This window comes from Streptomyces sp. NPDC048057 (assembly GCF_040653095.1).
Classification (GTDB): Bacteria; Actinomycetota; Actinomycetes; order Streptomycetales; family Streptomycetaceae; genus Streptomyces.
The window spans coordinates 48,691-69,472 of the sequence record NZ_JBEZNF010000031.1 but is presented as its reverse complement, the minus strand read 5'-3'; the positions used below and the strand labels follow the sequence as shown (position 1 = coordinate 69,472).

General features: G+C 70.6%; 21 protein-coding genes and 1 pseudogene. 13 read left to right on the top strand and 9 right to left on the bottom strand.

The genetic code is table 11. The annotated features are described in order from the left end of the window. Positions 1-11: 11 nt before the first annotated feature. A pseudogene (locus tag AB0E05_RS30160) lies at positions 12-179 on the bottom strand (transposase); the annotation flags it as partial. A 244-nt stretch (positions 180-423) separates the two neighbouring features. Here AB0E05_RS30160 and AB0E05_RS30155 point away from each other — a divergent pair. Beyond that, complete coding sequence (locus tag AB0E05_RS30155; protein WP_361969245.1) at positions 424-768, top strand: hypothetical protein; 345 nt, start codon at positions 424-426, stop codon at positions 766-768. A gap of 24 nt (positions 769-792) precedes the next feature. Further along, a complete protein-coding gene (locus tag AB0E05_RS30150; protein ID WP_361969242.1) occupies positions 793-1,290 on the top strand; it encodes a hypothetical protein in 498 nt (165 codons plus the stop codon). Between the two features lie 274 nt (positions 1,291-1,564). Here AB0E05_RS30150 and AB0E05_RS30145 read toward each other — a convergent pair whose 3' ends face one another. From AB0E05_RS30145 to AB0E05_RS30135, 3 genes are all read right to left on the bottom strand, one after another. Next, positions 1,565-1,903, bottom strand: coding sequence for a thioredoxin domain-containing protein (locus AB0E05_RS30145; RefSeq protein ID WP_361969239.1), 339 nt, complete (start codon positions 1,901-1,903; stop codon positions 1,565-1,567). Positions 1,904-1,983: 80 nt separating this feature from the next. After that, complete coding sequence (locus AB0E05_RS30140; RefSeq protein ID WP_361969236.1) at positions 1,984-3,405, bottom strand: DEAD/DEAH box helicase; 1,422 nt, start codon at positions 3,403-3,405, stop codon at positions 1,984-1,986. 346 nt (positions 3,406-3,751) lie between these two features. Beyond that, positions 3,752-4,558 carry a DUF1963 domain-containing protein gene (locus AB0E05_RS30135; protein ID WP_361969233.1) on the bottom strand — a complete coding sequence of 269 codons (807 nt, stop codon included), beginning with the start codon at positions 4,556-4,558 and terminating at the stop codon, positions 3,752-3,754. A gap of 169 nt (positions 4,559-4,727) precedes the next feature. On the opposite strand from AB0E05_RS30135, the gene AB0E05_RS30130 reads away from it, so the two are divergent. Next, positions 4,728-5,384 (top strand): CatB-related O-acetyltransferase, encoded by a 657-nt coding sequence (locus AB0E05_RS30130; RefSeq protein WP_361969230.1) that lies wholly within the window; start codon positions 4,728-4,730, stop codon positions 5,382-5,384. 41 nt (positions 5,385-5,425) lie between these two features. Beyond that, positions 5,426-6,574: a macrolide family glycosyltransferase gene (locus tag AB0E05_RS30125; protein ID WP_361969376.1), complete on the top strand. Its 1,149-nt coding sequence runs from the start codon at positions 5,426-5,428 to the stop codon at positions 6,572-6,574. A gap of 86 nt (positions 6,575-6,660) precedes the next feature. On the opposite strand, the gene AB0E05_RS30120 is transcribed toward AB0E05_RS30125, so the two are convergent. Further along, on the bottom strand, positions 6,661-7,071 hold the full coding sequence (locus AB0E05_RS30120) for a hypothetical protein (RefSeq protein WP_361969228.1): 411 nt from the start codon (positions 7,069-7,071) through the stop codon (positions 6,661-6,663). Between the two features lie 336 nt (positions 7,072-7,407). On the opposite strand from AB0E05_RS30120, the gene AB0E05_RS30115 reads away from it, so the two are divergent. From AB0E05_RS30115 to AB0E05_RS30100, 4 genes are all read left to right on the top strand, one after another. Further along, positions 7,408-8,169 carry a peptidoglycan-binding protein gene (locus tag AB0E05_RS30115; RefSeq protein WP_361969225.1) on the top strand — a complete coding sequence of 254 codons (762 nt, stop codon included), beginning with the start codon at positions 7,408-7,410 and terminating at the stop codon, positions 8,167-8,169. Further along, positions 8,166-9,077 carry a DUF2690 domain-containing protein gene (locus AB0E05_RS30110; RefSeq protein WP_361969222.1) on the top strand — a complete coding sequence of 304 codons (912 nt, stop codon included), beginning with the start codon at positions 8,166-8,168 and terminating at the stop codon, positions 9,075-9,077. Before AB0E05_RS30115 ends, AB0E05_RS30110 begins: the two co-directional genes overlap by 4 nt. A gap of 92 nt (positions 9,078-9,169) precedes the next feature. Continuing rightward, the gene (locus AB0E05_RS30105) at positions 9,170-11,338 is read left to right on the top strand and encodes an AAA family ATPase (RefSeq protein WP_361969220.1); all 2,169 of its coding nucleotides are present in this window, start codon (positions 9,170-9,172) and stop codon (positions 11,336-11,338) included. Continuing rightward, a complete protein-coding gene (locus AB0E05_RS30100; protein WP_361969217.1) occupies positions 11,328-12,653 on the top strand; it encodes a PE-PGRS family protein in 1,326 nt (441 codons plus the stop codon). Before AB0E05_RS30105 ends, AB0E05_RS30100 begins: the two co-directional genes overlap by 11 nt. 37 nt (positions 12,654-12,690) lie before the next feature. Here the strand turns inward: AB0E05_RS30100 and AB0E05_RS30095 are convergent, their stop codons facing one another. From AB0E05_RS30095 to AB0E05_RS30080, 4 genes are all read right to left on the bottom strand, one after another. After that, positions 12,691-13,323, bottom strand: a complete 633-nt coding sequence (locus AB0E05_RS30095) for a hypothetical protein (protein ID WP_361969214.1) — start codon at positions 13,321-13,323, stop codon at positions 12,691-12,693. A gap of 38 nt (positions 13,324-13,361) precedes the next feature. Next, complete coding sequence (locus AB0E05_RS30090) at positions 13,362-14,585, bottom strand: AAA family ATPase (protein ID WP_361969211.1); 1,224 nt, start codon at positions 14,583-14,585, stop codon at positions 13,362-13,364. Between the two features lie 166 nt (positions 14,586-14,751). Next, positions 14,752-15,090, bottom strand: a complete 339-nt coding sequence (locus AB0E05_RS30085) for a hypothetical protein (protein ID WP_361969209.1) — start codon at positions 15,088-15,090, stop codon at positions 14,752-14,754. Positions 15,091-15,304: 214 nt separating this feature from the next. After that, a complete protein-coding gene (locus tag AB0E05_RS30080; protein WP_361969206.1) occupies positions 15,305-16,231 on the bottom strand; it encodes an NAD(P)-binding domain-containing protein in 927 nt (308 codons plus the stop codon). Positions 16,232-16,296: 65 nt separating this feature from the next. Between AB0E05_RS30080 and AB0E05_RS30075 the strand changes: the two genes are divergently transcribed. The 5 genes from AB0E05_RS30075 to AB0E05_RS30055 all read left to right on the top strand — a co-directional run bounded on the left by AB0E05_RS30075 (position 16,297) and on the right by AB0E05_RS30055 (position 20,781). Next, the gene (locus AB0E05_RS30075) at positions 16,297-16,686 is read left to right on the top strand and encodes a MerR family transcriptional regulator (RefSeq protein WP_361969203.1); all 390 of its coding nucleotides are present in this window, start codon (positions 16,297-16,299) and stop codon (positions 16,684-16,686) included. Between the two features lie 132 nt (positions 16,687-16,818). Next, a complete protein-coding gene (locus AB0E05_RS30070; protein WP_361969200.1) occupies positions 16,819-17,853 on the top strand; it encodes a DUF1259 domain-containing protein in 1,035 nt (344 codons plus the stop codon). Positions 17,854-18,091: 238 nt separating this feature from the next. Next, complete coding sequence (locus AB0E05_RS30065; protein ID WP_361969197.1) at positions 18,092-18,361, top strand: hypothetical protein; 270 nt, start codon at positions 18,092-18,094, stop codon at positions 18,359-18,361. Next, positions 18,354-18,965, top strand: a complete 612-nt coding sequence (locus tag AB0E05_RS30060) for a DUF6879 family protein (RefSeq protein WP_361969194.1) — start codon at positions 18,354-18,356, stop codon at positions 18,963-18,965. The genes AB0E05_RS30065 and AB0E05_RS30060 overlap by 8 nt, the downstream gene beginning before the upstream one ends. Then, complete coding sequence (locus tag AB0E05_RS30055; RefSeq protein ID WP_361969192.1) at positions 18,958-20,781, top strand: tetratricopeptide repeat protein; 1,824 nt, start codon at positions 18,958-18,960, stop codon at positions 20,779-20,781. The genes AB0E05_RS30060 and AB0E05_RS30055 overlap by 8 nt, the downstream gene beginning before the upstream one ends. Position 20,782 lies beyond the last annotated feature (1 nt).

Genomic DNA, 20,782 nt, shown 5'->3' with positions numbered 1-20,782 from the left:
CCGGCCCACCCCGTGCCGGAAAAGTGGCGCTGGACGCCGGCCGAGCGCAGGCCCTTCTTCAGGAAACCGGTGTCGCCAACGATCAGAACACCGTGTCTGTCACCGATGGTCTCGACCAGGTAATGGCGCACGTCGTCACGGACTTTGTCCGCGTCCCAGTCCGCCCCGCCCACCAGTCGTCAGCCTTCCACGTCCGGACGCGCCTCGTCCGACGCTGATGGTTGCGCCGGGCGGGGTGGACGGGGTGCGTCGGTGTGGAGGACGTCGTAGAAGCGGAAGCCCTCCGGCAGGCCGGCCTTGGCGCGGGCTCTGCGCTGCTTACCGGTGGATCGGCAGGACTCGCCCCATTCACCCACGAACAGAGGCCACTAGACTTTCGGCCCGTGCCGCGGCGTGCTGCCAACTCAGTACACGCAGGCTGTCTTGTCGGACCTGACGGGGGAGCGGACGATGCAGTACTGCGAACGCCACGAGATGCACAACTGCGCGGACTGCACTCCGCGTGCGCCTTGCAGCGGCGCGCCCATCAGCGAATGGGACGCGTGGCCGGCGGCTGCGATCATCATCCACGAGAGCGGCAAGGCCCACCTTCCCGGCTGCGGACACATCGTCCCGGCCGACATCCGACCACCCGTCTACGGCTGGGTGCTCACCCCTTCACCCGGAGCATGGCGTGACCTCGCGCCCTCCTACCCGCTCCACGCCACGCGGGGCAACACCGAGCGGGCGGCCGTGAGCCGCTGCCAGACCTGCGACGCAACGCAGTAGGGGTACCAGAGAGGACTGCAAGGCATGACCTACCAGCCCAACCGGACGTGTGGACGACCGACCCGCTCAGGCAATCCGTGCAAGATCCGGATATCAAGTTCGGACGTTGCGTGCGGCACGCACGCCACCGAGCAGGACAAGGCCGTGGCCGAGGCCCACCAGCGCGGGTGGAGCGAGGGCTACACGGCGGGGAGCGAAAGCGGTGCGAGCTTCTCCAAGTCTCACGTCGAGTGGCTGGAACGACGCGTCAAGGAGCTTGAGGAGCAGTTGGACAGCACGCGGCGCGTGTACGAGGCCAACGGCTGCCAGGTCGTGGAGGTCGGCGGGTACGGATACCGCTGGCGCGGGCGCGATCCGCTCGAAGTCGGCGACCGCGTCCTGCTGCCCGAGAACTACGTGAGCCGTCTCAGGAACGGCCCGGGCCCCACCGTAGGTGTGGTCAACAAGCTCGGCACCACCTACCAGGGCTCCCTGTCCGACATCGTGGGACGGGCACCAGCGACCGGCGACGAGGAGGGCTGACGAAGTTCCGTGCCACTGCGTGCCAGTAGGGGCGGTGAACAGCGGTCAACAGCGGGCACGGAAAGGCGGTCGAAATCCTGCGATCTATGGCCCTTCCTGCAGGTCAGAGGTCATCCGAGCACTCAAGTGCCAGGTGATTCCCAAGCTTAGAGCGCGAGTTCGATTCTCGTCACCCGCTCCATGATGAACCCCCAGGTCAGCGACCCGGGGGTTCTTTGCTGTCCAGTCCCATCCAAAGACCACGCACCACGTCGCCGACCGGTATGCGGACTGCTCACAGGTGGGCGTCCAGGAACTCCCCGAGCGCCGTCCTGGACATCGGGCCGCTCGTGGCCGCGATCGCCTCGCCCCGGTCGATCAGCACGAAGGAGGGCGCGCCGGTGACGCCGTACCGCCGTACGGGGCCGGGGCACCTTGCGATGTCGGCCCGCACGACGATCAGTCGGCCCTGGTGGGCGTCGGCCGCCTCCTGCACCAGGGGGTCCATTTCCTTGCATGCTGCCGCGGCCTTGGGCCACACCCCGGAGAAGTACGCGAGCACCGGAACGTCCGCCCTCGCCAGGATGAACTCGAACTCGGCGTCCTCATGGGCTCGTTGGACCCTGTTCGCCATCAGCACTCCTTGACGCTCCACTCGGTGCGAGGCAGTGGGTGCCTCCTGGTGTCTCCCGACCGTGACGGCCGTACCGCCCGTCAGCGGCCCCTGCGTGCTCGGGCGGCCTTGCGGGCCTCCGCCATCGTGCGCGCCTCCGCGGCCTTGCGGGATTCCTTGGGCGGGCGGCCCGCGCGGGTGCCCAGCCCCCGGAACGCCGCGTTCCCGGTCTTCGTCCCGCCGCCCTGCGCCGGCGGGCGCTTCGCGCCGGTGATGCTGGTCAGCTTCTCCTCGCCGGAGCGAACCTGAGCCACCGTGGGCCGGATCCCCGCATCCGACATCATCCGGTTCACGTCCCGGCGCTGGCCGGGCGTGACCAGCGTCACCACGCTGCCGGACTCCCCGGCACGCGCGGTGCGCCCGCCTCGGTGGAGGTAGTCCTTGGGATCGGCGGGCGGATCCACGTTGACCACGAGGTCCAGGTGCTCGACGTCGATGCCCCGGGCGGCGACGTTGGTGGCGACCAGCACCGTGATCTCCCCCTCCTTGAACCGGGCCAACGTGTGCGTGCGCTGCGGCTGCGACTTCCCGCTGTGCAGAGCACCCGCCCGTATGCCGCTGCTCCGCAGGTGGCGGGCGAACTGGTCCACACCGTGCTTGGTGTCCAGGAACATCAGCACCCGCCCGTCCCGGGCCGCGATCTCGGTGGCTGTCGCGTACTTGTCGGCGGGATGGACGTTCAGCAGGTGGTGCTCCATCGTCGCGACCGAGCCCTCCGCCCGATCGACCGCGGCGAACACCGGCTCACTCAGATACTGCCTGACCAGTTGATCGACGTTGCGGTCGAGCGTCGCGGAGAACAGCATCCGCTGCCCGCCGGGGGGCGTCCGGTCCAAGGCCTCCGAGACCTGCGGCAGGAAACCCATGTCACACATCTGGTCCGCCTCGTCCAGCACCGCGATCCGCACCCGGTCCAGGTGGCAGTCCCGCCGGTCGACGAGATCGGCCAGCCGTCCCGGCGTCGCCACCACGACCTCGGCACCCGCCCGGAGCGCCGCGACCTGCCGGCCGATCGCCAGCCCGCCGACCACGGTCGCCGAGCGGAGCCCGAGCGCCTCCGCATAAGGAGCCAGTGCCTCGCTCACCTGCTGCGCGAGTTCCCTCGTCGGCACCAGGACCAGCGCGAGAGGGCGCTTCGGTTCGGCGCGCCGGCCCGCCGTACGTGCGAGGAGCGCAAGCCCGAAGGCGAGGGTCTTCCCCGAGCCGGTCCGCGCGCGGCCGAGGACGTCCCGGCCGGCCAGCGCGCTCGGCAGGGTGGCCGCCTGGATCGGGAACGGCTCCCGTATCCCGAGCCCCGCCAGCACCCCCGTCAGCTCGACCGGCAGCTCCAGCTCCGCGAAGGAGCCGGCCTGCGGGAGGTCGGGCGCCCGTGTCCCCGGCACCGAGAGCTCGCCCCGCGGGGCCCTCCTCTGGTCGGGCCTGCCGGGTCCGGAGCGACCGGAGGCCGATTGCTTCGCCTTCATGGGGGATTCCTCGTTTCGGCGCCCTGAACGGACCTGGGCCCGTACCTTGTCCGGCACGGGCCCAGGCTCTCTGCAAGCGTCCCCCAACCGTACCAGCGCGGGCCTGGCACCAGCCGCCCCGCGGCCCGGCCGGACCCCGGGATGGGCATGCCACCACGTGCCAGTCAGGAGGGTGAGCAGCGGTGTCGACCTCGCCGAAGTCGACGTCGCACACCTCGCAGGAGAGCGTCCCGCCCCTCTTGAGCACCGAGGCGATCTTCCTGCGGCGAAGGCCCGGCGCCGGCAGGTGTCGGACCACCGGGGTGTCAAGGCTCATCTCGTCCGGGGATGTCGCCGGGCCCGGTGGTCAGTGGCAGTCGAAGCGCCAGTCCCACGGAAGGCCGGGGCAGCTGCGGCAGCGGAAGAAGTAGACGCCGCCGCAGTCGCCCAGCTGGATGTCGCCGGTGATGGTCAGCAGGTGCTCCATGCGGTGGCCGCTCTCGCAGTTCGGCCAGTCGGCCGGCTGTGTCCAGGCGGGCCAGCCGCCGGTCTTGGTCGCGATGATGTTGGAGTCCGGTGGCCACAGGGAGCCGCCCGAAGGCAGTCGGAGGCGGGGTTCCCAGGTTTCCCGCATGTCCTCGGGCAGGTCGAGTCGGCTCGGGAAGTCCTCCGCGGTGGTCGGGGACAGCGTGGACGGTTCCGGCACATGGTCCTCGTCGTACTGGCCCCCGCTCGCCTCGGGGATCTCGGACAGCAGCCCTGCGGCCACGACTTCCGCCTCGTTGCGCCAGTACAGCCGGGGCATCACCGGTCCGGGGTCCTGCTCGTGCATCAGCGCGCACCACACCAACTGGAGCACGTCCTTGCCCTCCGGGAACTCCAACCCCGGTACGTCCCGGGCGAACAGTTGGAGGATCGGCACCATCGGGACCGCGCCCGGGACGGTCGGGGTGGTGGTGCGCCAGTCAGGCCCGTACGTCCAGTGGTCTGCCTGTGCGCAGTACGGCCACGGCTCGTCCGCGGGCCACAGCGGTCTGCCGCCCAGTGAGCTCTCCCGTACGTCGGGGTCGCCGGGCTCCGGGTTGAGGAGGGTGGTTTCCCGGGCGAGGTCCGCGTACTCCGGTATCAGGGTGCGCAGGTCCTTCGCGGGCAGTTCGGGCGCGGATCCGGGCATCGTGGCTCCTCGGGAGGGCGGAGGTCTTCGGGACCGCCCGCACGGTGGCGGGACCGTCGGCACGTTAGTTCGTGCCACCGACAGCGGCGGGGAAAATCGGTGGGCCTCGGATCAGGGTGAGGTGATCATGGGGCGGACACCGGAAGCTACCGATGAGGAACCGCCACCCATGCCAGTACCCGCCGATCCGACCGTCCTGCACCCCATGCCGGCGCAGCCGCGGGTCGTGCTGCTCAAGCCGTTGGTGACGTCGGCGCTGATCGAGGTCGGGGAGTACTCGTACTACGACGACCCGGACGACCCGACCGCGTTCGAGACGCGGAACGTGCTGTACCACTACGGGCCGGAGAAGCTCGTCATCGGCAGGTTCTGCGCGCTGGGGACGGGGGTGCGGTTCATCATGAACGGGGCCAACCACCGGATGGACGGGCCCTCCACGTTCCCGTTCCCCACCATGGGCGGGTCGTGGGCCGAGCACTTCGACCTGTTGGGCGGGTTGCCGAGCCGTGGGGACACCGTCGTCGGGAACGACGTCTGGTTCGGGCACGGTTCGACCGTGTTGCCGGGGGTACGGATCGGGCACGGCGCAATCATCGGGGCCGGGTCCGTGGTCACCGGTGACGTGCCGGACTACGGAATCGTCGGCGGCAACCCGGCCCGTCTCATCCGTACCCGTTACGACGCCGGGGACGTCGCCCGGCTGCTCGCGGTCGCCTGGTGGGACTGGCCCGCGGAGCGCATCACCGAACACGTGCGGACGATCATGTCGGGGAGCATCGACGACCTCGAAGCCGCCGCCCGCACCCACGACAACCGAAGCGAGTGAACCAGTTGTCCAGCACGACCCGTCGCCCGGCGCACATCGCCATGGTCGGCATCCCCGCCATCAGCCACGTCCTGCCCAGCCTCGAAGTGATCCGCGAGCTGGTCGCGCGCGGGCACCGGGTGACGTACGCCAACGACCCCGCGGTGGCCGACCTGGTCGAGAAGAGCGGCGCCGAACTCGTCCCGCTCACCTCCGGGCTGCCCGTCGCCGACAACGACTGGCCCAGCGACACGATCGCCGCGATCGAACTCTTCCTCGACGACGCGATCCGCACGCTCCCGCAGCTGCGGGCGGCGTACGACGCCGATCCCGCGGACCTGTACCTGTACGACATCGGCGCGTACGCGGCCCGCGCGCTCGCCGAGTCGCAGGGGCGGCCCGTCGTGCAGCTCTCGCCGACGTTCGTGGCGTGGGAGGGGTACGAGGAGGAGGTCGCGGCGGCGGTGTGGCAGCTGCCGGGGGCGGATGCGTACCGGGAGAAGTACGCGCGCTGGCTCGCCGGCAGCGGGGCGACCACGACCGACATCGATGTCTTCCAGGGGCGGCCGGAGCGGGCGTTGGCGCTGATCACGCGGGCGTTGCAGCCGAACGCCGACCGCGTCGACACCGACGCCGTCACCTTCGTCGGCCCCTGCTTCGACACGCGCGCGGACATGGACGGCTGGAGTCGGCCGGCGGGCGCGGAGAAGGTGCTGCTGGTGTCGTTGGGGTCGGCGGACACCCGTCATCCGGAGTTCTACCGGCAGTGCGTGGCCGCGTTCGGCGGGCTGCCCGGCTGGCACGTCGTGCTCCAGATCGGCAAGTACACCGATCCGCAGGAGCTGGGGGACGTCCCGTCGAACGTCGAGGTGCACCCCTGGGTGCCGCAGCGGGCGATCCTGGAACACGCGGACGCGTTCGTCACGCACGCCGGCATGGGCGGCTGCGGCGAGGGCCTGCTGGCGGGCGTTCCGATGATCGCGGTGCCGCGCAACTCCGAGCAGGGCATGAACGCCGACCAGCTCGTGGCGCTGGGCGTGGCGCGCCGCGTCGACCCCGAGGCGGCGACGGCGGAGGCCCTGCGGACGGCGCTCGAAGAGCTGATCGCGGACGGGGAGGTCGCGGGCCGCTCGGCCCGGGCGCGGGCCGCGGCGCGGGCGGAGGGCGGGACTCCGCGGGCTGCGGACCTGATCGAGGACGTACTGGGCTGAACAGCGGGTCATGACGGGTGACGGCGGCCCGTCCCCTCCCCCGTGGGGGGACGGGCCGCCGTACGCCCTTCGGTGCCGCTACGCGGTCACTTGCAGGTCGGGCTGGAGCGGATGTCGAGCGCGTACAGCTTCCAGCCCTTGTTCACGTTCCGGGTCTGACCCGGCGTCGCGCAGCTCGTCGCCTTCTTGCCGCTGCTGTGGACGTAGTAGAGCTTCGCTCCGTCGTCCTTGCGGCTGTTGTGGATGGAGGTCGCGGACCGCGCCTTCGCGCCGAGCTTCTGGTAGCCCGTGTCCTTGTACGACGCGACCGTCTTGCCGCCCTTGATGAAGCAGACGTTGGGATAGCTGCACGACGCCTTGTACGTGCTCTGGGTGGCCTGGGCCGTCTGCGCGCTCCCGGCTCCCTGGGGCGACGCGAAGGCGCCGGGGGCCGTCATCAGGCCGCCGCCGAGGGCGAGGGCCGCGGATCCGAGGACGATGCGCTTGTGGATGGTCATGTTTCTCGTGCTCCCCGTTGTGTTGGAGGGGCGGCGCGGGGTGGGCCGCGCCGCCCGGTGTGCACCACAGACTGTTCCGCGTCACCTCCGAGCGCCGCCAGAGCAGTTCGGGAAACCGGGCATCTCTGGGACGTACACCGCCCTGACCTGCGGGAACGCGGCGTCCCATGGGACGTCGTGGGACGCGCTGGGGTGGGAAACCGCTGGCCGGATGGCAACGACACGTGAACGCGCGGGGAACCAAGGGTTGTGGGGGCGGTACGAGGGGGGAGCAAGGTTGACGGGAAGGGCCGTGGAACCCTGGTGAGGCCCAAGCACGCATCGCATGAGGTGGACATGCCGCGTTGGAAATCGCTCCCGTCCGGACTGCCCGAGAAGAACCGCCAGCTGGTGATCCAGCTGCGGCGGCTGAAAGACCACTCCGGCCTCGGCCTCACCGCACTCGCGGCGAAGACGGGGTACAGCCGCTCGTCCTGGGAGCGGTACCTCAACGGGAAGCAGCCGGTGCCCCGGAAGGCCGTCGAGGAGCTGGCAACGGTGTGCGGGGCCGAGCCCACGAAGCTGCTCGTGCTGCACGAGATAGCCGAGCGGGAGGAGCGGCCGGCCGCCGGTGCGGACGCGTCGTACGCCGATCCCGACACGGCTCCGGTCACCGCGGACGGGGGCGCGCCGCCCGCCGACCGGCGCCAGGTCCCGCTGCGGTACGCCCTCCCCGGCGCGCTCGCCGCCGCGGCCCTCGCCTTCGCCGCGGGGCTCCTGGTCGCGGACGGAGACGGCGCCGGAAGCTCCGGGCGCGAGGTCGCGAAGGCGGTGACGTACGAGCCCGGCCGTACGTACGACTGCGACGACGGCCGCAAGGACGACGCGGCCTACGCCGGCCACAGCACCACCGCCGACGCGCTGATCGACATCAACGGCAGCGGGCCCCACGTCGTCGAGGCGCAGTGCCAGCTGAAGCGGCACGGTTTCGACCCGGGCGTGGTCGACGGGCTGTACGGGCCGGGGGCGAAGGCGGCCGTGAAGGAGTTCCAGACCGCGCGCAAGCTGGTCGCCGACGGCATCGTGGGGCCCGACACCTGGGCGGAGCTGCGCAGGTGAGCGACGCGTTGGAGGACGCGGCGGGGCAGCGGGCCGAGGAGTGCGAACGGCTCGCGAGCGAGCTGCGCGCCCTGCGTACCCGCACGGGCCTGAGCCTGGTCGCGCTCGCCGCGCGCACGCCGTACAGCAAGTCGTCCTGGCAGCGCTATCTGAACGGGACGAAGCCGCTGCCGCGACAGGCCGTGGTGGCGCTGTGCACGCTGGCGGGCGAGCCACCGGCGCGGCTGCTCGCGCTGTGGGAGCTGGCGGACGCGGCGTGGAGCGGTCGGGCGGCGGCGGACGCGGAGGTCCGGGGCGTACGGGACGACGACCCTGCCGACAGCCCTGCCGACAACCCTGCCGGCGGCCCGGACGAGGCGCCGCGCGGCAAACGCCGTACCGTCCTGCTCGCCGCCTCCGCCGGGCTGACCGTCGCCACCGCGGCGACGGCGCTCGGCGCGTGGTGGCTCTCCGGCGACGAAGCGAAGCGCGGCAGCGACGGCGCCGCCAAGGACGACCCGACATGGAGCATCGTCGCCCCGCTCCGGCCCAGTTGCACCGGCCCGCAGTGCGCCGGCGAGGACCCGGCGCTGATGGGCTGCGGCGCGGACGGCGTGATGACCACGCTCGGCTCGTTCACCGCGTCCGGCGGCCAACGGCTGCAACTGCGCTACGGCGAGACGTGCCGCACCGTCTGGGCGCGGGCGACCGGCCTCCGGGTCGGCGACCGCGTCGTCCTGTCCGTCCCCGGCCAACAGGACCAACACGTCACGGCAGTCGCCCGCCGCGACGCGGACCGCTACCTGGTGACCCCGATGTCCTCGGCGGTCGACCCGTCCGAGGCCCGCGTCTGCCTGGTCCCGGAGGGGGGCGGGGGGCAGGAGTGCCTGGGGCGGGAGCGGGGGGCGGCGGGGACGGCCGGGTCGTGAACGCCCGGTCGCACGGCGGCTTGCAGAGCACCGATCTCCACGGCTTGCCCCAAAGCGGTGATCTCCGCCGCGCGCTGCGGAACAATGCGCCCATGGCTGAGGGTGGGGATTTCAGGGACGGCCTCGCGGAGCGCATCGCCCGTTTCGATCGAGAAGCCGCAGAGCAGGGCGCTGACAGTGCCGAGGAAGAACGGCAGCGGGTGCTGAAGGAGTTCCCGCTGGAGGACTGGCCGGAGCTGGCACTGGAGCGGTACGCCCTGGGGCCGGCGGGCTACGGCGGTCGGCGGCAGTCCTTCTGCCGGCTGATGGAGTACGGCACCAACGCGATCGGCAGCATTCGCGGCGGCAGCGCGGCGAAGCACATCATCTTCCAACACCGGACGGGCGAGTGGCGGGTTCCCGCCGCGCTGCGCGGGATCGACGTGCACGCGGCCTGGGAGCAGGTGCGCACCGAGTTCAACACCGCGTTCGCAGCGGCAGCCGAGGGCGCGTACGAGCGCATCGACGAGTTGGAGTCGCTCTCCTACGGGCAAGCGCTGACCACCAAAACGCTGACGGTCTACGCGCCCGGCGACTTCCTGCCGGTGTTCTCCGCCTCGCACGTGCGGCACTTCACCGCGCTGCTGGGCGGGCTGCCCCACCAGTACGCGTCGGGCGTACGGACGTGGCGCGCGAACCGCGAACTACTCGCCCTCGTCCGGCAGACACCGGAGTTCGCCGGGTGGCGCCCGCACGTGGTGATGGAGTTCCTGTACGCCTTCCACGATCCGCGGCCGAGGAACCGCGAGATCTGGAAGGTCGCACCGGGAGCTGGCGCCCACCTATGGGACGACTGCCTCGCGAACAACCGCATCCGCATCGCCTGGGACGAGGTCGGCAGCCTCGGCCAGTACGAGAGCGACCGGGAACTGAAGGACACCCTGGACCAGTACTGGCCGCACAGCACCGGTGGAAACCTCCGGCTCGCCCGGCAGATGCTCGCCTACCGCGACCTGCAGTCCGGCGATCTGATCGTCGCCAACCGGGGCAAGTCGGAGGTGCTGGCGGTGGGCACCGTCACCGACGGCTACTCGTACGACGAGGACGTGGAAACGCACCGGCACGCGGTGCGGGTGGACTGGGACACCGCGTACGCCCAGCACTTCGACTCGCCCCGGCACGCCTGGCAGCCGACCCTGGCAGTGGTGAAGCCCAAGCTGTGGCGGGAGATCCAGCAGGGCCGGAAGGCGGTGCTCTCCGAAGCCGTCGAGCCGGCGCCCGCAACCGAAGCGGAGTTGCCCGACGACGTGCGCGCGGTGTGCGACCTCCTCGACCACAAGGGCCAGGTGGTGTTGCAGGGGCCGCCCGGCACCGGCAAGACGCGGCTGGCGTTCAGCGTCGCGCTCGCCTTGGCGGGCCGCACAGACCAGATCGAGGCGGGTCCGGCGGAACGCGCGGCGGTGCTCGCGGAGTTGTCCAAAGTGTCGGACGGGGCCTCGGCGGCCCGTCTGACCGCGGTCACCTTCCATCCGTCCTACGGTTACGAGGACTTCGTCGAGGGCTTCAAGCCCGATACCGCCGCGGACGGAGCCGGGCTGAAGCTGGCCATGACGGACGGGCTGTTCCTGCGCGTCTGCAAAGCAGCCGAAGCGACGCCCGACGACACCTTCCTGATCGTCGTCGACGAGATCAACCGGGGCGACCTGCCGCGCATCCTGGGCGAGCTGATCACCCTGCTGGAACTCGACAAGCGAGGCTCCGTCCACGTCACCCTGCCCAACAGCGGCCGTCAGCAGACCGTGCCGCCGAACGTCCGCATCATCGGGACCATGAACTCCGCCGACCGCAGCGTGGGGCACATCGACGCGGCGATCCGGCGGCGGTTCGCCTTCCTCGACGTCCAGCCGGACCCGGACGTGTTGGACGGAGAGGTGGGCGGGCTCGGACTGGCTTCCTTCCTGGAGGGGCTGAACGCCAAGCTCGACGCCGCCTTCGACCAGGACCACCTCCTCGGCCAGGCGTACCTGCTGGCTGGGGACCGGCCCATCGCCACGGCGGAACAGCTCTCCAACGCCTTCCACCACGAGATCGTGCCGCTGGTGGCCGACTACTGCCTGGGCCGGCCCGACCTGCTGCGGAGCGTGCTGGGGGCGCTGGTGGACGACAAGACGGGCCGGGTCGTGCAGACCAGCCCGGAGGACCTGCCGGGCGTGCTGGCGGACGAGTTCGTGGTCGTCGAGGCCGCGGGCGACGGACACGGGGACGGCTGGGATGCCGCGTAGCGGCCCGGGGCAGCACGGCACCGTCGGGAAGGACGTGGCTCTTGAGGAGTACGCGTCCGTCACCGTCCCGCACTCCCGGCTCACCGCGCACGACCTCCACGTGCTGAAGGCGACCAAGGCGGTGTCGGTCACCGACGGCCACCACGGCTACACGCTGAAGGCGCGGGCCACCAGTGGAGTGCTCCAGCTCGACCGGATCCGCCTGGTCCTCCGGCCCAAGTTCCCCGTCGAAGGAAAGCGGCTGATCGACTGGCTCTGCTACGCCAACAACCGGCCGGAGCCCGACGAGACGTTGCGGAACTGGCCTCTCGGCGCAGACGGGTACGCGGGGCTGGTGCCGACCGCCCTGCTTCACGAATGCCGCTTGTTGCTCCGGCGCGGACTGCGCAGAAACTACCTGCGCCGCGACCGCGTCGACACCGTCCTGAGGGGACGGCTCGACGTCGAAGCACAGGCGACACGGTGCTTCGGCGCGGTCGACCGGCTCCACCTCCGAACGTTCGAGTACGAGGAGGGCGGCTGGGAGAACCTGGTGTGCGGAGCCGCGCTGACCGTCGCCGCCCGACGGTCCACCGACCCGCAGCTGACCCGGTTGCTGCTCGACGCGGCGGCCGGCTTCCCCGCCCTCCGCCAGCCGATGGACGCCGTGCCCCTGCTCGCCCGGGGCCAGTACACCCGGCTGAACAGCCACTACCGGGGCGCCCACGCCTGGGCCAGATCCGTCCTCGGCGGCGGCGGGGTGTCCGACCTGCTGGATCCGTACGGCTTCGGCACCAAGAGCCTGCTGCTCAATCTGAACGTGCTGTGGGAGAAGGTGGTCAAACGGATGGCCTTCGACGCGGCGAACGACCTGGGCGGCAGGGCCGCGCGAAAGCAGGAAGGCAGCATCTTCACCCACGGAGGACACGGGAACAATCATCCGCCGTTCGTCCCGGACGTGTTGCTGGCCTTCCCCCGGCAGGCCGAGCAGCCAGCGGACACGCGCTTCCTCGTCGTGGACGCGAAGTACAAGAAATACGGGGAGAAGAACGTCGAAGCCGCGGACCGGCACCAGCTCCTCACCTACATCGCCGGCTACACCGACCCGAACTCAGCCCTGGCCTCGGTGGTCCACCCCTCACCGAACGCCGCCACCCGACGCGCCCTGAGGATCGAAGGCCCCCGCGGACCGCTGGGCGTCATCGAGGTGTTGGGCCTGGACACCCGCCTCGCTCCCAAGGATGCAGCCGGACCGCTCCGCGAGCTGATCGCGAAGTTCGCGGCTTCCGCCGCGGCCCGGGGCGCCGGCACGGGGCCAACCGTCACGGCGACGTGAACGAGTGAGGCCGCGGCGCGGTCAGCGGCCCCGCACATCAAGGGCTGGGAGTACGCGGAACCTGCCATTGCGAGAGGTCCGAGATGAACTCCTGGTAGGAACGATTCGTACCCTCAGGCGCCGAAAGCAGTCCATGAGTCAGGGCCGTGGAAGCGATCTGGGGACCGTCGCTCTCTCTGAAGCGTGGATTCGAGAAGAGCCCTTCGAGGTCCTCTTTGGGGGCCTGCCGACGCCCGCTGTCCTTTCCGCGCCATTTCTCCGGGATCTTCCACGAGGAACGGTAGAGCGGGAACGCCTTCGGGAAGAGCAGGAGCCACGCTTCGGACTCCGCAGCGGCCAGCGCATAGACGGAGGAGGACGCGGTGGCGGCCTTCGCCAGGGCGTGGGAGACGGCCGTGCGGGCGACGTCGTAGGCAGGTCCCGGGCAGGCGTCCATGTCCTCGTGGACGGCAATACCCACGAATTCACCGGACTTCGCTAACGCTTTGCCGCGCGCCTTGCCCACCAGTGTGTCCGCTGCCGCAAGCAGATCTGCGCCGGATTTCGCGCGCAGCCGCACCGGGTCGTTGATCTCGGTCAGGATGACGGCAGCCGCGAGGTCGGGACGGGCCGCCTTGATGAACGCGGCCAAAATTCGGCGGTCATTGGCGCTCTCTCCGGCGAGTACCACGACACCCCGGCTCCCGGACTTGGATATGCGCCGACGGCTCACAGCTCGTCCTCCGTCAAGTCGCCGCCGAGCACGCCGGAGAACCACAACTCACCGAGGGGCTGGTCACCCGTTTCCGCGACGATCTCCCTGATCTTTTCCGTCGACAGTGCGGGGATCACGGAAGCGCCGTCGTCTTCCCGGTCGCACACAATGAATTCGTTCGGCTTCAATCGGTCGACGAGCGCGGGCGAGTGGGTGGCGACGATGAATTGCGTGCGCTTCGACGCCTCCCTCATCCGCTCCACGATGAGTTCGAGGGCTTGTGGATGCAGACCGTGATCAATCTCTTCGACACACGTCAGGGCAGGCGGCTTGGGGTCGTAGAGCATGGCCAATAACCCGAGGAGACGCACCGTTCCGAAAGAGGCGTCAGCCAGCGGGGTGGCTCTGCGCAGACCGCGTTCATGGAGCACGACAGCGAGCCTGTCCGCGTAGCCACCGACCTGCTCGAATTCGATCGATTCCAGTTGCGGAAGAATACGGCGGGCATCTTGCGTCAGATGTTCCCAGCGTTTCTCGTCCGTACTGAGTTGGACGAGGAACGCCGCCAGGTTCTCGGCATGGGAGTCTAAGCGGCCGGCTCTTATCGAACGGAGGCGCGTCGGCTGTCGAGCGGCGGTGACGTCCACGTCGAAGACCCGGAAGGACGACAAGCGCTCGGCGACCCTGGCGACCTCCTCACCACCGTCCGACCGCCCCAGCCTGGGCAGGGTGGAAAGACCACTGCTCAGCCGCTGAATTCCGAAACTCCCGCCGTCGGAGACCCGACCGGCCCTCTCGTTCACCACGCGGGCCGCATCGCCAGAGATCGTGATGCGCCGCCCCCGTCCCTGGGTCCGCTTGAACGTGAAACTCTCCTGGCGTGACAGCGTGTAGGAGTCACGCTTGCCCGGCGTGGAACGCCGGCGAATCGTCAGCGAGTACTCGTCCGGTGCCTTGGCACTCGCATGCGTCGTCCAGTCCGCCTTGAGGCGGATCACCATCGACGTGGGCGGCTTGTCACCGCCCCAGAAACCCACCTCGTCGAACCCGCCGCGCTCGTCGAGCGCGGGCTGGAGGTCCGTCCGGATGATCGCGGCGAGGAAGTCGAACACCTTGAGGACATTCGACTTGCCCACACCGTTGGGGCCCACCAGGACGGTGAGCGGCCCCAGGGGGATGGTCACGTCTCGAAGACTGCGGAAGTTCTCGACGTGTAGTTCCAGAAGGCGGCCGGGCATGGGATGAACCTATCGGGTGGGAGATCACCTGGTGACACATATGCCCGGAGCTGGGGCAGCAATTCTGACGCGCTCTCGTGTTCGCAGCGTAGAGGCCGCGACTGACACATGGCCCGTCCCCGGTGATGAGTCCGTCTCCGCACGTGGTGCAGACGGTCCGCCGCGCTCACTGGTCCCGCCGATGGACACCGGTGACGGCGATCGCGCAGGCGGCGCACGCCCACACCGCGTAGACGGTCCAGGCTCTGCCGGTGGTCCAGGGGAAGGGGATCGGGGCGGTGGTCTCCGCGAGGCGGAGCCATGCGGGGAACGGCAGGTCGAGGATCGCCTGCGTCACGGCGAACGAGAGCCCGGCGGCCAACGCGCCGAAGACGGTGGTGACCACGGCGACGACGACCGCCTTGGCCACCATCACCGACCGGCGGGACGGGACCGCCGCGAACGTCGTCAGGACGGTGCCCGTGGCGTACTCGTCGACGATCGCGAGGGCGCCGACGGCGCTCATGGCGAGCGCCATGAGAAGGGCCGCGTTCGCGTTGAAGGCGCACCGAGCGTCACCCGCAGGCTGACCGGGGAGTTCGCCGCCCGCCCGACCGCGCCCCGCCGCAACGACAGGAACTCGGGCGCATCACCGACCGGGTGCAGCTCGTGGTCCTCGCGTCGAGGCGGGGCTGGTGGCCCGGTCGCACTGAGCGCCCTCGGTGGACGCAAGGGTTCCGTTAGGGCCTGGCCGGACCCGTCGGCTGGCGGCGCGCCTTGAACGCCTCGTACACCGCGTAGTAGTTGCTCTGCCCGTGCCCCAGGTCCACGGCCGCGCGGGCGATGTCGTGCATCAGGCGCGGGTGGTCGGCCCGGACGCCCTGTTCTTCGCTGGTGCGGACGATGTGGTCGAGGGCGGTGAGGTTCATCTCCAGGGTGCCGAGGTCGCCGGGGTAGTCGCCGCGGTCGAGGGCGGGGGCCGACTCGTGCAGGGAGGCCGGGGAGAGGACCGCGGGCGCGAACCAGCCGAGGGCGAGGTCGGCGAAGTCCGTCGCGCGGACGCCGGCGGACTCGACCAGGGCGGCGGCGTGGAGCCAGCCGTTCAGTTGGGCGTACATCATGCCGAGCAGGGCGGTGTTGTGGACGACCGCGAGACCGGGTTCGGTGCCGAGGTGGCGGGGGTCGCCGAGGGAGCGGAGGGTCGGGAGGTGGTCGTCGAAGGGGGCGCGGGGGCCGCTGTAGAGGAAGACCGCGCCTTCCTTGCCGACGAGGAACGGGGGCACCATGATCGCGCCGTCGAGATACGCGTACCCCCGCCCGGCCGCCCACGCCGCGGCTTCCCGCGCCTCCGCGGGCGTACCGGAGTTGAGGTTCACGATCACGCGCCCCGGCCCGGCCGGTGCCTCGGCGAGCGCCTCGTACATCGCGTCGTAGTCCTTGAGGCAGACGAGGGTGAGCGGGGCCGCGGCGACCGCGTCCGCGGCGGTGCCGGCGCGGTGGGCGCCGCGGGCCACGACCGCGTCCGCCTTCGCCGGGGTGCGGTTCCAGACGGTCAGCGGATGGCCGCGGTCGAGCAGGGCATCGGCGAGGGCGAGGCCCATCGGTCCCAGTCCGAGCAGGGAGACGGGGGCCGGGGAAATGGGGTTCGGGGAGTGGGGTGTTGTCATGGGGCGGACGCTAGGGCCTCACATCGGTGTGAAGGTCAAACGCGAGGACGGATGGTGACGCTCACATGCACATCGGTGACTTGTCCCGGCAGACCGGGGTCAGCCAGCGCCTGCTGCGCTACTACGAGGAACAGGGCCTGCTCGCACCGCGCCGCGGGTCCAGCGGGTACCGGGAGTACGACGAGCAGGACGTGGACACCGTCCGCGCCATCCGCATGCTGCTGGCCGCGGGGCTCGGCACCCGCACCATCGCGGAGCTGCTGCCGTGCACCGTCGACGACGGCGAGCACCTGGTGCCGGCGTGCTCCGGGCTCCTGCCCGACCTGCACCGCGAGCGCGAGCGGATCGACCGCGCCATGGCCGACCTGCTGACCGCGCGCACCGCGCTGGACGCGCTCATCGCCGTGACGCCCGAGGCCCGGTCGGACGGGGGCATCGTCTGCGTGGCAACCTGAACGGCCCACATAACCGCCATTCGGGTAGGAAGCTCGAATGGCGGATATTTATCCGGTTAGCTGTATTTCACGGTGTTACGTTCGCTTTCCCAGGGCTTCTTCTTCACCCGTCCCCGTGGAGGCGATCACGTCATGGCTGGAGACCGACCTCAGAGCACCGCCGCGCGGGCCGTCACCTCACGACGGCGCCTGCTGACCGTGGGCGCGCTGACCCCGGTGCTGGCGGGGACGGGCGGCGGCATCGCCACCGCCCTGACCAGGGCCGCGCCCACCGGAGGCGGCAGGGGCGGCCACGCCCTGGTGAAGCCGCTGCCCAGCAAGGAGTCCGACTGGACCGAGGTGGCCAAGGCGCTGGGGCGCGAGGGCAGCGTGCTGCGGGGCACGACGTACCACACCGCCTTCAACCGCGACGACCTCCACGTCGTCTCCTACGGCGTCAAGATCACCCCCGGGCTGGCGCTCGGCTCGCACGTCGGCTTCGTGCGGTACGAGGACGGCACCACGATGGTCATGGGCGACGTGGTGGTGACCGAACGCGAACTCCAGGGCGTGAGCGAAGCCTTCCACGCCAACGGGATCGGCCAGACCGCCATCCACAAGCACCTGCTCGCCCAGCGCCCGGACGTGTGGTGGACCCACGTCCACGGCCACGGCAAGGACGCGGTGGCCCTCGCCCGCGGCCTGCGCGCCGGCCTGGACCGCACGTCGACCCCGGACCAGCCCGTGCCGAGCCCGACGGACCCCGTCGACCTGGACACGGAAGGCATCGATGCCGCGCTGGGCATCAAGGGGTCGAGCGTGGACGGCATCTACAAGGCGGCCTTCATCCGCCGCGAGACGATCGTCGACGGACACCTGGTGCTGCCGCCGGGGCTGGGCTCGACCAGCGCGTTCGTCTTCCAGCCCCTGGGCGGCGGCCGGGCCGCGCTGCACGGCGACTGCGCCGTGATCGCCTCGGAGGTGGACGACGTGATCGGCGCGCTGCGACAGGGCCGCATCGACCTGGTCGAGTTGCACAACCACCACCTCCAGGACACGCCCCGGCTGTTCTTCATCCACTTCTGGGCGGTGGGTGACGCGGTGAAGATCGCGAAGGGGTTGCGGCGGACGGTGGACGTGACGAACGTGATGGCCCCGCCGAACGCGGGTGACAGGAAGCTCGACTGACACGGCCGAACAGCCGGGCCAGGGCGTCCCCTTCGGCCCGGCTGTTCCGTGTGCACACGGGCTCGCTGGGCTTCACGCCGCTACGGACGCGTCGTGATCACCCGGTCCGCCAGCACCTGTTGCATCAGGCCGGGCCTGATCCCAAGGCGGCGCATTTCCTCCAAGCGAACGTGGACGGTCCGTCAGCGCATCCATACACTCTGTGGGCCAGCCCGAACAACACGCTTGGGAGTGGCACGTGGAAGACGCATGGAATGCCGATCCACACGCACGGCTGGTCCGACTCATCGGCGTCGCGCCGTCGGAGCTGGGCACGACGGGCGGGAGTGACGGCTGCCCGGACATCTGGGAACTCGACAACGGCGACTTCGCGCTCATCGGCCGCGATCTCACAGCTGCCCATTCGGACGGCCTGCCCGATGACGCGGTGATCGGCAGCCGCGAGCGCCTCGTCGTCATCCCGCGCGTCACTCTTCTAGCGGCCAAGGACCAGATTCCGGATGCGTGACCTGCTCGAAGCCTCGCCCGGCGAGCGGTTGGGGCGGGATGCCTACCGCGCGGACTTCCGCAGCAGGGACTTCGCTGTGGATGGATACGACTCGTGGAAGCTGGAACGCCGTCAGCACTTCCGTGAGCCCGGCGACGCGAGCTGGAACGCCTTCGTCCGCGGCGAGTGGAAGGAAGCGTTGGAGCTCATCGAGGCCAATCGCCCCGAGTTGGTCGACCTGGCACGTCTCGCCGCGCGCCATCGGTGCCGGCTGTTGCGTGTTCGCGTCGTGGAGCAGCCCCTCACCCCGTACGTGCAGTGGGAACTGCATCTGCTGCGCGTGCGCGCCGAGTGCGGTGAGCTGATCCGCGTCATCGGCCCCGAGCACATCGGTGCCTACGAGCACGAGGGCCCGGTCCCGGAGGTGATCACGCTGAACGACGACACGGTGTACGAGATCCTCTACGACGCCGGAGGCACCGCCGCTGGAGGCGTGCGGCACCTCGACGCACAGTTGAGGGATCGCGTGGCGGAGCGCGTCGAGACGCTTTACGGGCTCGGCGAGGACATCGACACGTTCTTCGAGCGCGAAGTGGCACCTCTCGACCCTCCGACGGGTGACTGAGTCCCGCGAGGTGGTCGAATCCTCGCTCTCCGGCACGGCCCGCGACGTCGTGCAGGCCCGCGACGTGCGAGGCGGGATCCACTACCACCACGCTCCTGCGAACGTCACCACACGGCTGCCGGTGCCGTACCAACTCCCGATGCCCAGCAGGGGTTTCGTCAACCGCAGCGCCGAACGCGAGGCTCTTGACCGACTGCTCGACGACGGCTCTGCCGGCGTACGCGTGCTGTTGGTGACCGGCACGGCGGGAGTCGGCAAGACGTCCCTGGCCCTCCACTGGGCGCATGCCGTACGCGAGCACTTCCCGGACGGTCAGCTGTACGCGGACCTGCACGGCTACGGACCGCAGGCGCCGGTCCCGTACGAACGGGTCCTTGAAGGCTTCCTCCGGGCCCTCGGGGCCCCCGCGGACACGGTCCACACCGTCGGCGAGCACATGGCCGCGGCCTTCCGCTCGTGTCTCGCCGGTCGCAGGTTGCTGGTCGTGCTCGACAACGCCGCCAGTGCTTCACAGGTCAGACCCCTGCTGCCGGCAACGCCGGACTGCCTGGCCGTGGTCACCAGCAGGCGCCGACTGCCCGGTCTGGCGATCCGGGAAGGGGCGCGGCGGTTGCAGTTGGGCGTGCTCGACCAGGAGGACTCGGTCGCCCTGCTGCGCAGCGTCACCTCGGGCTACCGGGACGATGACGACACGGCTCACATGGCGGAACTCGCCACGCTGTGCGCATGCCTGCCGTTGGCGCTGAGGGTTGCCGCCGAGCGGGCGGCAGGTCGACCGTTGATGCACCTGGTGGATCTGCTCGACGAGTTGCGTGACGAGTCCGGTCGTTGGGAAGTCCTCTCCGCGGAGGACGACGAAGATTCCGAGGCGGTGCGTCCTGTGTTCGCGTGGTCCTATCGTGACGTGCCTCCGGCTGCTGCCCGGCTCTTCCGGTTGCTCGGGCTGCACCCCGGGCCGGACTTCAGCGACACGGCAGCGGCGGCACTCGCGGCAGTCGACGTCCGTACTGCCCGACGTCTGCTCGATGTGCTCATCGCTGCGCACATGGTCGAGCAGACCGCCTCCGACCGCTTCAGTCTGCACGACCTGCTGTGTGCCTATGCCGCCGACCAGGCGCGGTTGGAGCAGACCGCCCAGGAGCGCCAGGACGCCCTCCGCAGGGTGCTGACCTGGTACCTGCATGCCGCGGACGCGGTCCAGGCCAGCGTCGCACCGCAGGAACCCGGGTGGAACTGGTGCCCGCCGATGAAGGGGTGCCCGAGGCGTCGAGGTCTTCAGGGCCCACGGCGATCGCCGCGCCGAGGGCAACGCCCTTCGGCTCCTCGCCGCCGCAGAACTCGACGGCGGCGACGCGGACGCCTCTTTGGCGCACGCCGAGCAGGCGTGGCCATCGCGACCGGGATCCGCAGCGAAGCCGCCGAAGGCTACTGGCTGTTGGCCCTGGGCGATGCCCAACGTGCCACCGGACGCCCTGCCGAGGCCCTGGCCTCGTACGAACGCGCCGCCGCGCTTCAGGAGCGGCTGGGCGACCGGGCCCGCCCGGCCGCCGCATGGGACGGCCAGGGACGGACGCATCTGCAACTCGGTCGTGTGCAGGAAGCCGTCGACTGCCACCGCCGGTCGGTGGACGCCCATCGCGAACTCGGGCAGTCGTGGGGGACGGCGGGGGCACTGTTGCACCTGGCGGATGCGCTGGACCGGGCCGGGGCGGCGCAGGAGGCCACTGGCGCACGGGAAGACGCGGCCGAGTTGCTCGCGTCGTTCACCGATCCGCGTGCGGCGCGGCTACGTGAAGGCATCGCCGCGCGCCGGTGAC

What these genes read in the sequence shown, in the direction of transcription:
- AB0E05_RS30150 (WP_361969242.1), top strand. Translation starts at nt 793, where the DNA reads ATGACCTACCAGCCCAACCGGACGTGTGGACGACCGACCCGCTCAGGC.
- AB0E05_RS30145 (WP_361969239.1), bottom strand. Translation starts at nt 1,903, where the DNA reads ATGGCGAACAGGGTCCAACGAGCCCATGAGGACGCCGAGTTCGAGTTC.
- AB0E05_RS30140 (WP_361969236.1), bottom strand. Translation starts at nt 3,405, where the DNA reads ATGAAGGCGAAGCAATCGGCCTCCGGTCGCTCCGGACCCGGCAGGCCC.
- AB0E05_RS30135 (WP_361969233.1), bottom strand. Translation starts at nt 4,558, where the DNA reads ATGCCCGGATCCGCGCCCGAACTGCCCGCGAAGGACCTGCGCACCCTG.
- AB0E05_RS30130 (WP_361969230.1), top strand. Translation starts at nt 4,728, where the DNA reads ATGCCAGTACCCGCCGATCCGACCGTCCTGCACCCCATGCCGGCGCAG.
- AB0E05_RS30125 (WP_361969376.1), top strand. Translation starts at nt 5,426, where the DNA reads ATGGTCGGCATCCCCGCCATCAGCCACGTCCTGCCCAGCCTCGAAGTG.
- AB0E05_RS30120 (WP_361969228.1), bottom strand. Translation starts at nt 7,071, where the DNA reads ATGACCATCCACAAGCGCATCGTCCTCGGATCCGCGGCCCTCGCCCTC.
- AB0E05_RS30115 (WP_361969225.1), top strand. Translation starts at nt 7,408, where the DNA reads ATGCCGCGTTGGAAATCGCTCCCGTCCGGACTGCCCGAGAAGAACCGC.
- AB0E05_RS30105 (WP_361969220.1), top strand. Translation starts at nt 9,170, where the DNA reads ATGGCTGAGGGTGGGGATTTCAGGGACGGCCTCGCGGAGCGCATCGCC.
- AB0E05_RS30100 (WP_361969217.1), top strand. Translation starts at nt 11,328, where the DNA reads ATGCCGCGTAGCGGCCCGGGGCAGCACGGCACCGTCGGGAAGGACGTG.
- AB0E05_RS30090 (WP_361969211.1), bottom strand. Translation starts at nt 14,585, where the DNA reads ATGCCCGGCCGCCTTCTGGAACTACACGTCGAGAACTTCCGCAGTCTT.
- AB0E05_RS30085 (WP_361969209.1), bottom strand. Translation starts at nt 15,090, where the DNA reads ATGAGCGCCGTCGGCGCCCTCGCGATCGTCGACGAGTACGCCACGGGC.
- AB0E05_RS30080 (WP_361969206.1), bottom strand. Translation starts at nt 16,231, where the DNA reads ATGACAACACCCCACTCCCCGAACCCCATTTCCCCGGCCCCCGTCTCC.
- AB0E05_RS30075 (WP_361969203.1), top strand. Translation starts at nt 16,297, where the DNA reads ATGCACATCGGTGACTTGTCCCGGCAGACCGGGGTCAGCCAGCGCCTG.
- AB0E05_RS30070 (WP_361969200.1), top strand. Translation starts at nt 16,819, where the DNA reads ATGGCTGGAGACCGACCTCAGAGCACCGCCGCGCGGGCCGTCACCTCA.
- AB0E05_RS30060 (WP_361969194.1), top strand. Translation starts at nt 18,354, where the DNA reads ATGCGTGACCTGCTCGAAGCCTCGCCCGGCGAGCGGTTGGGGCGGGAT.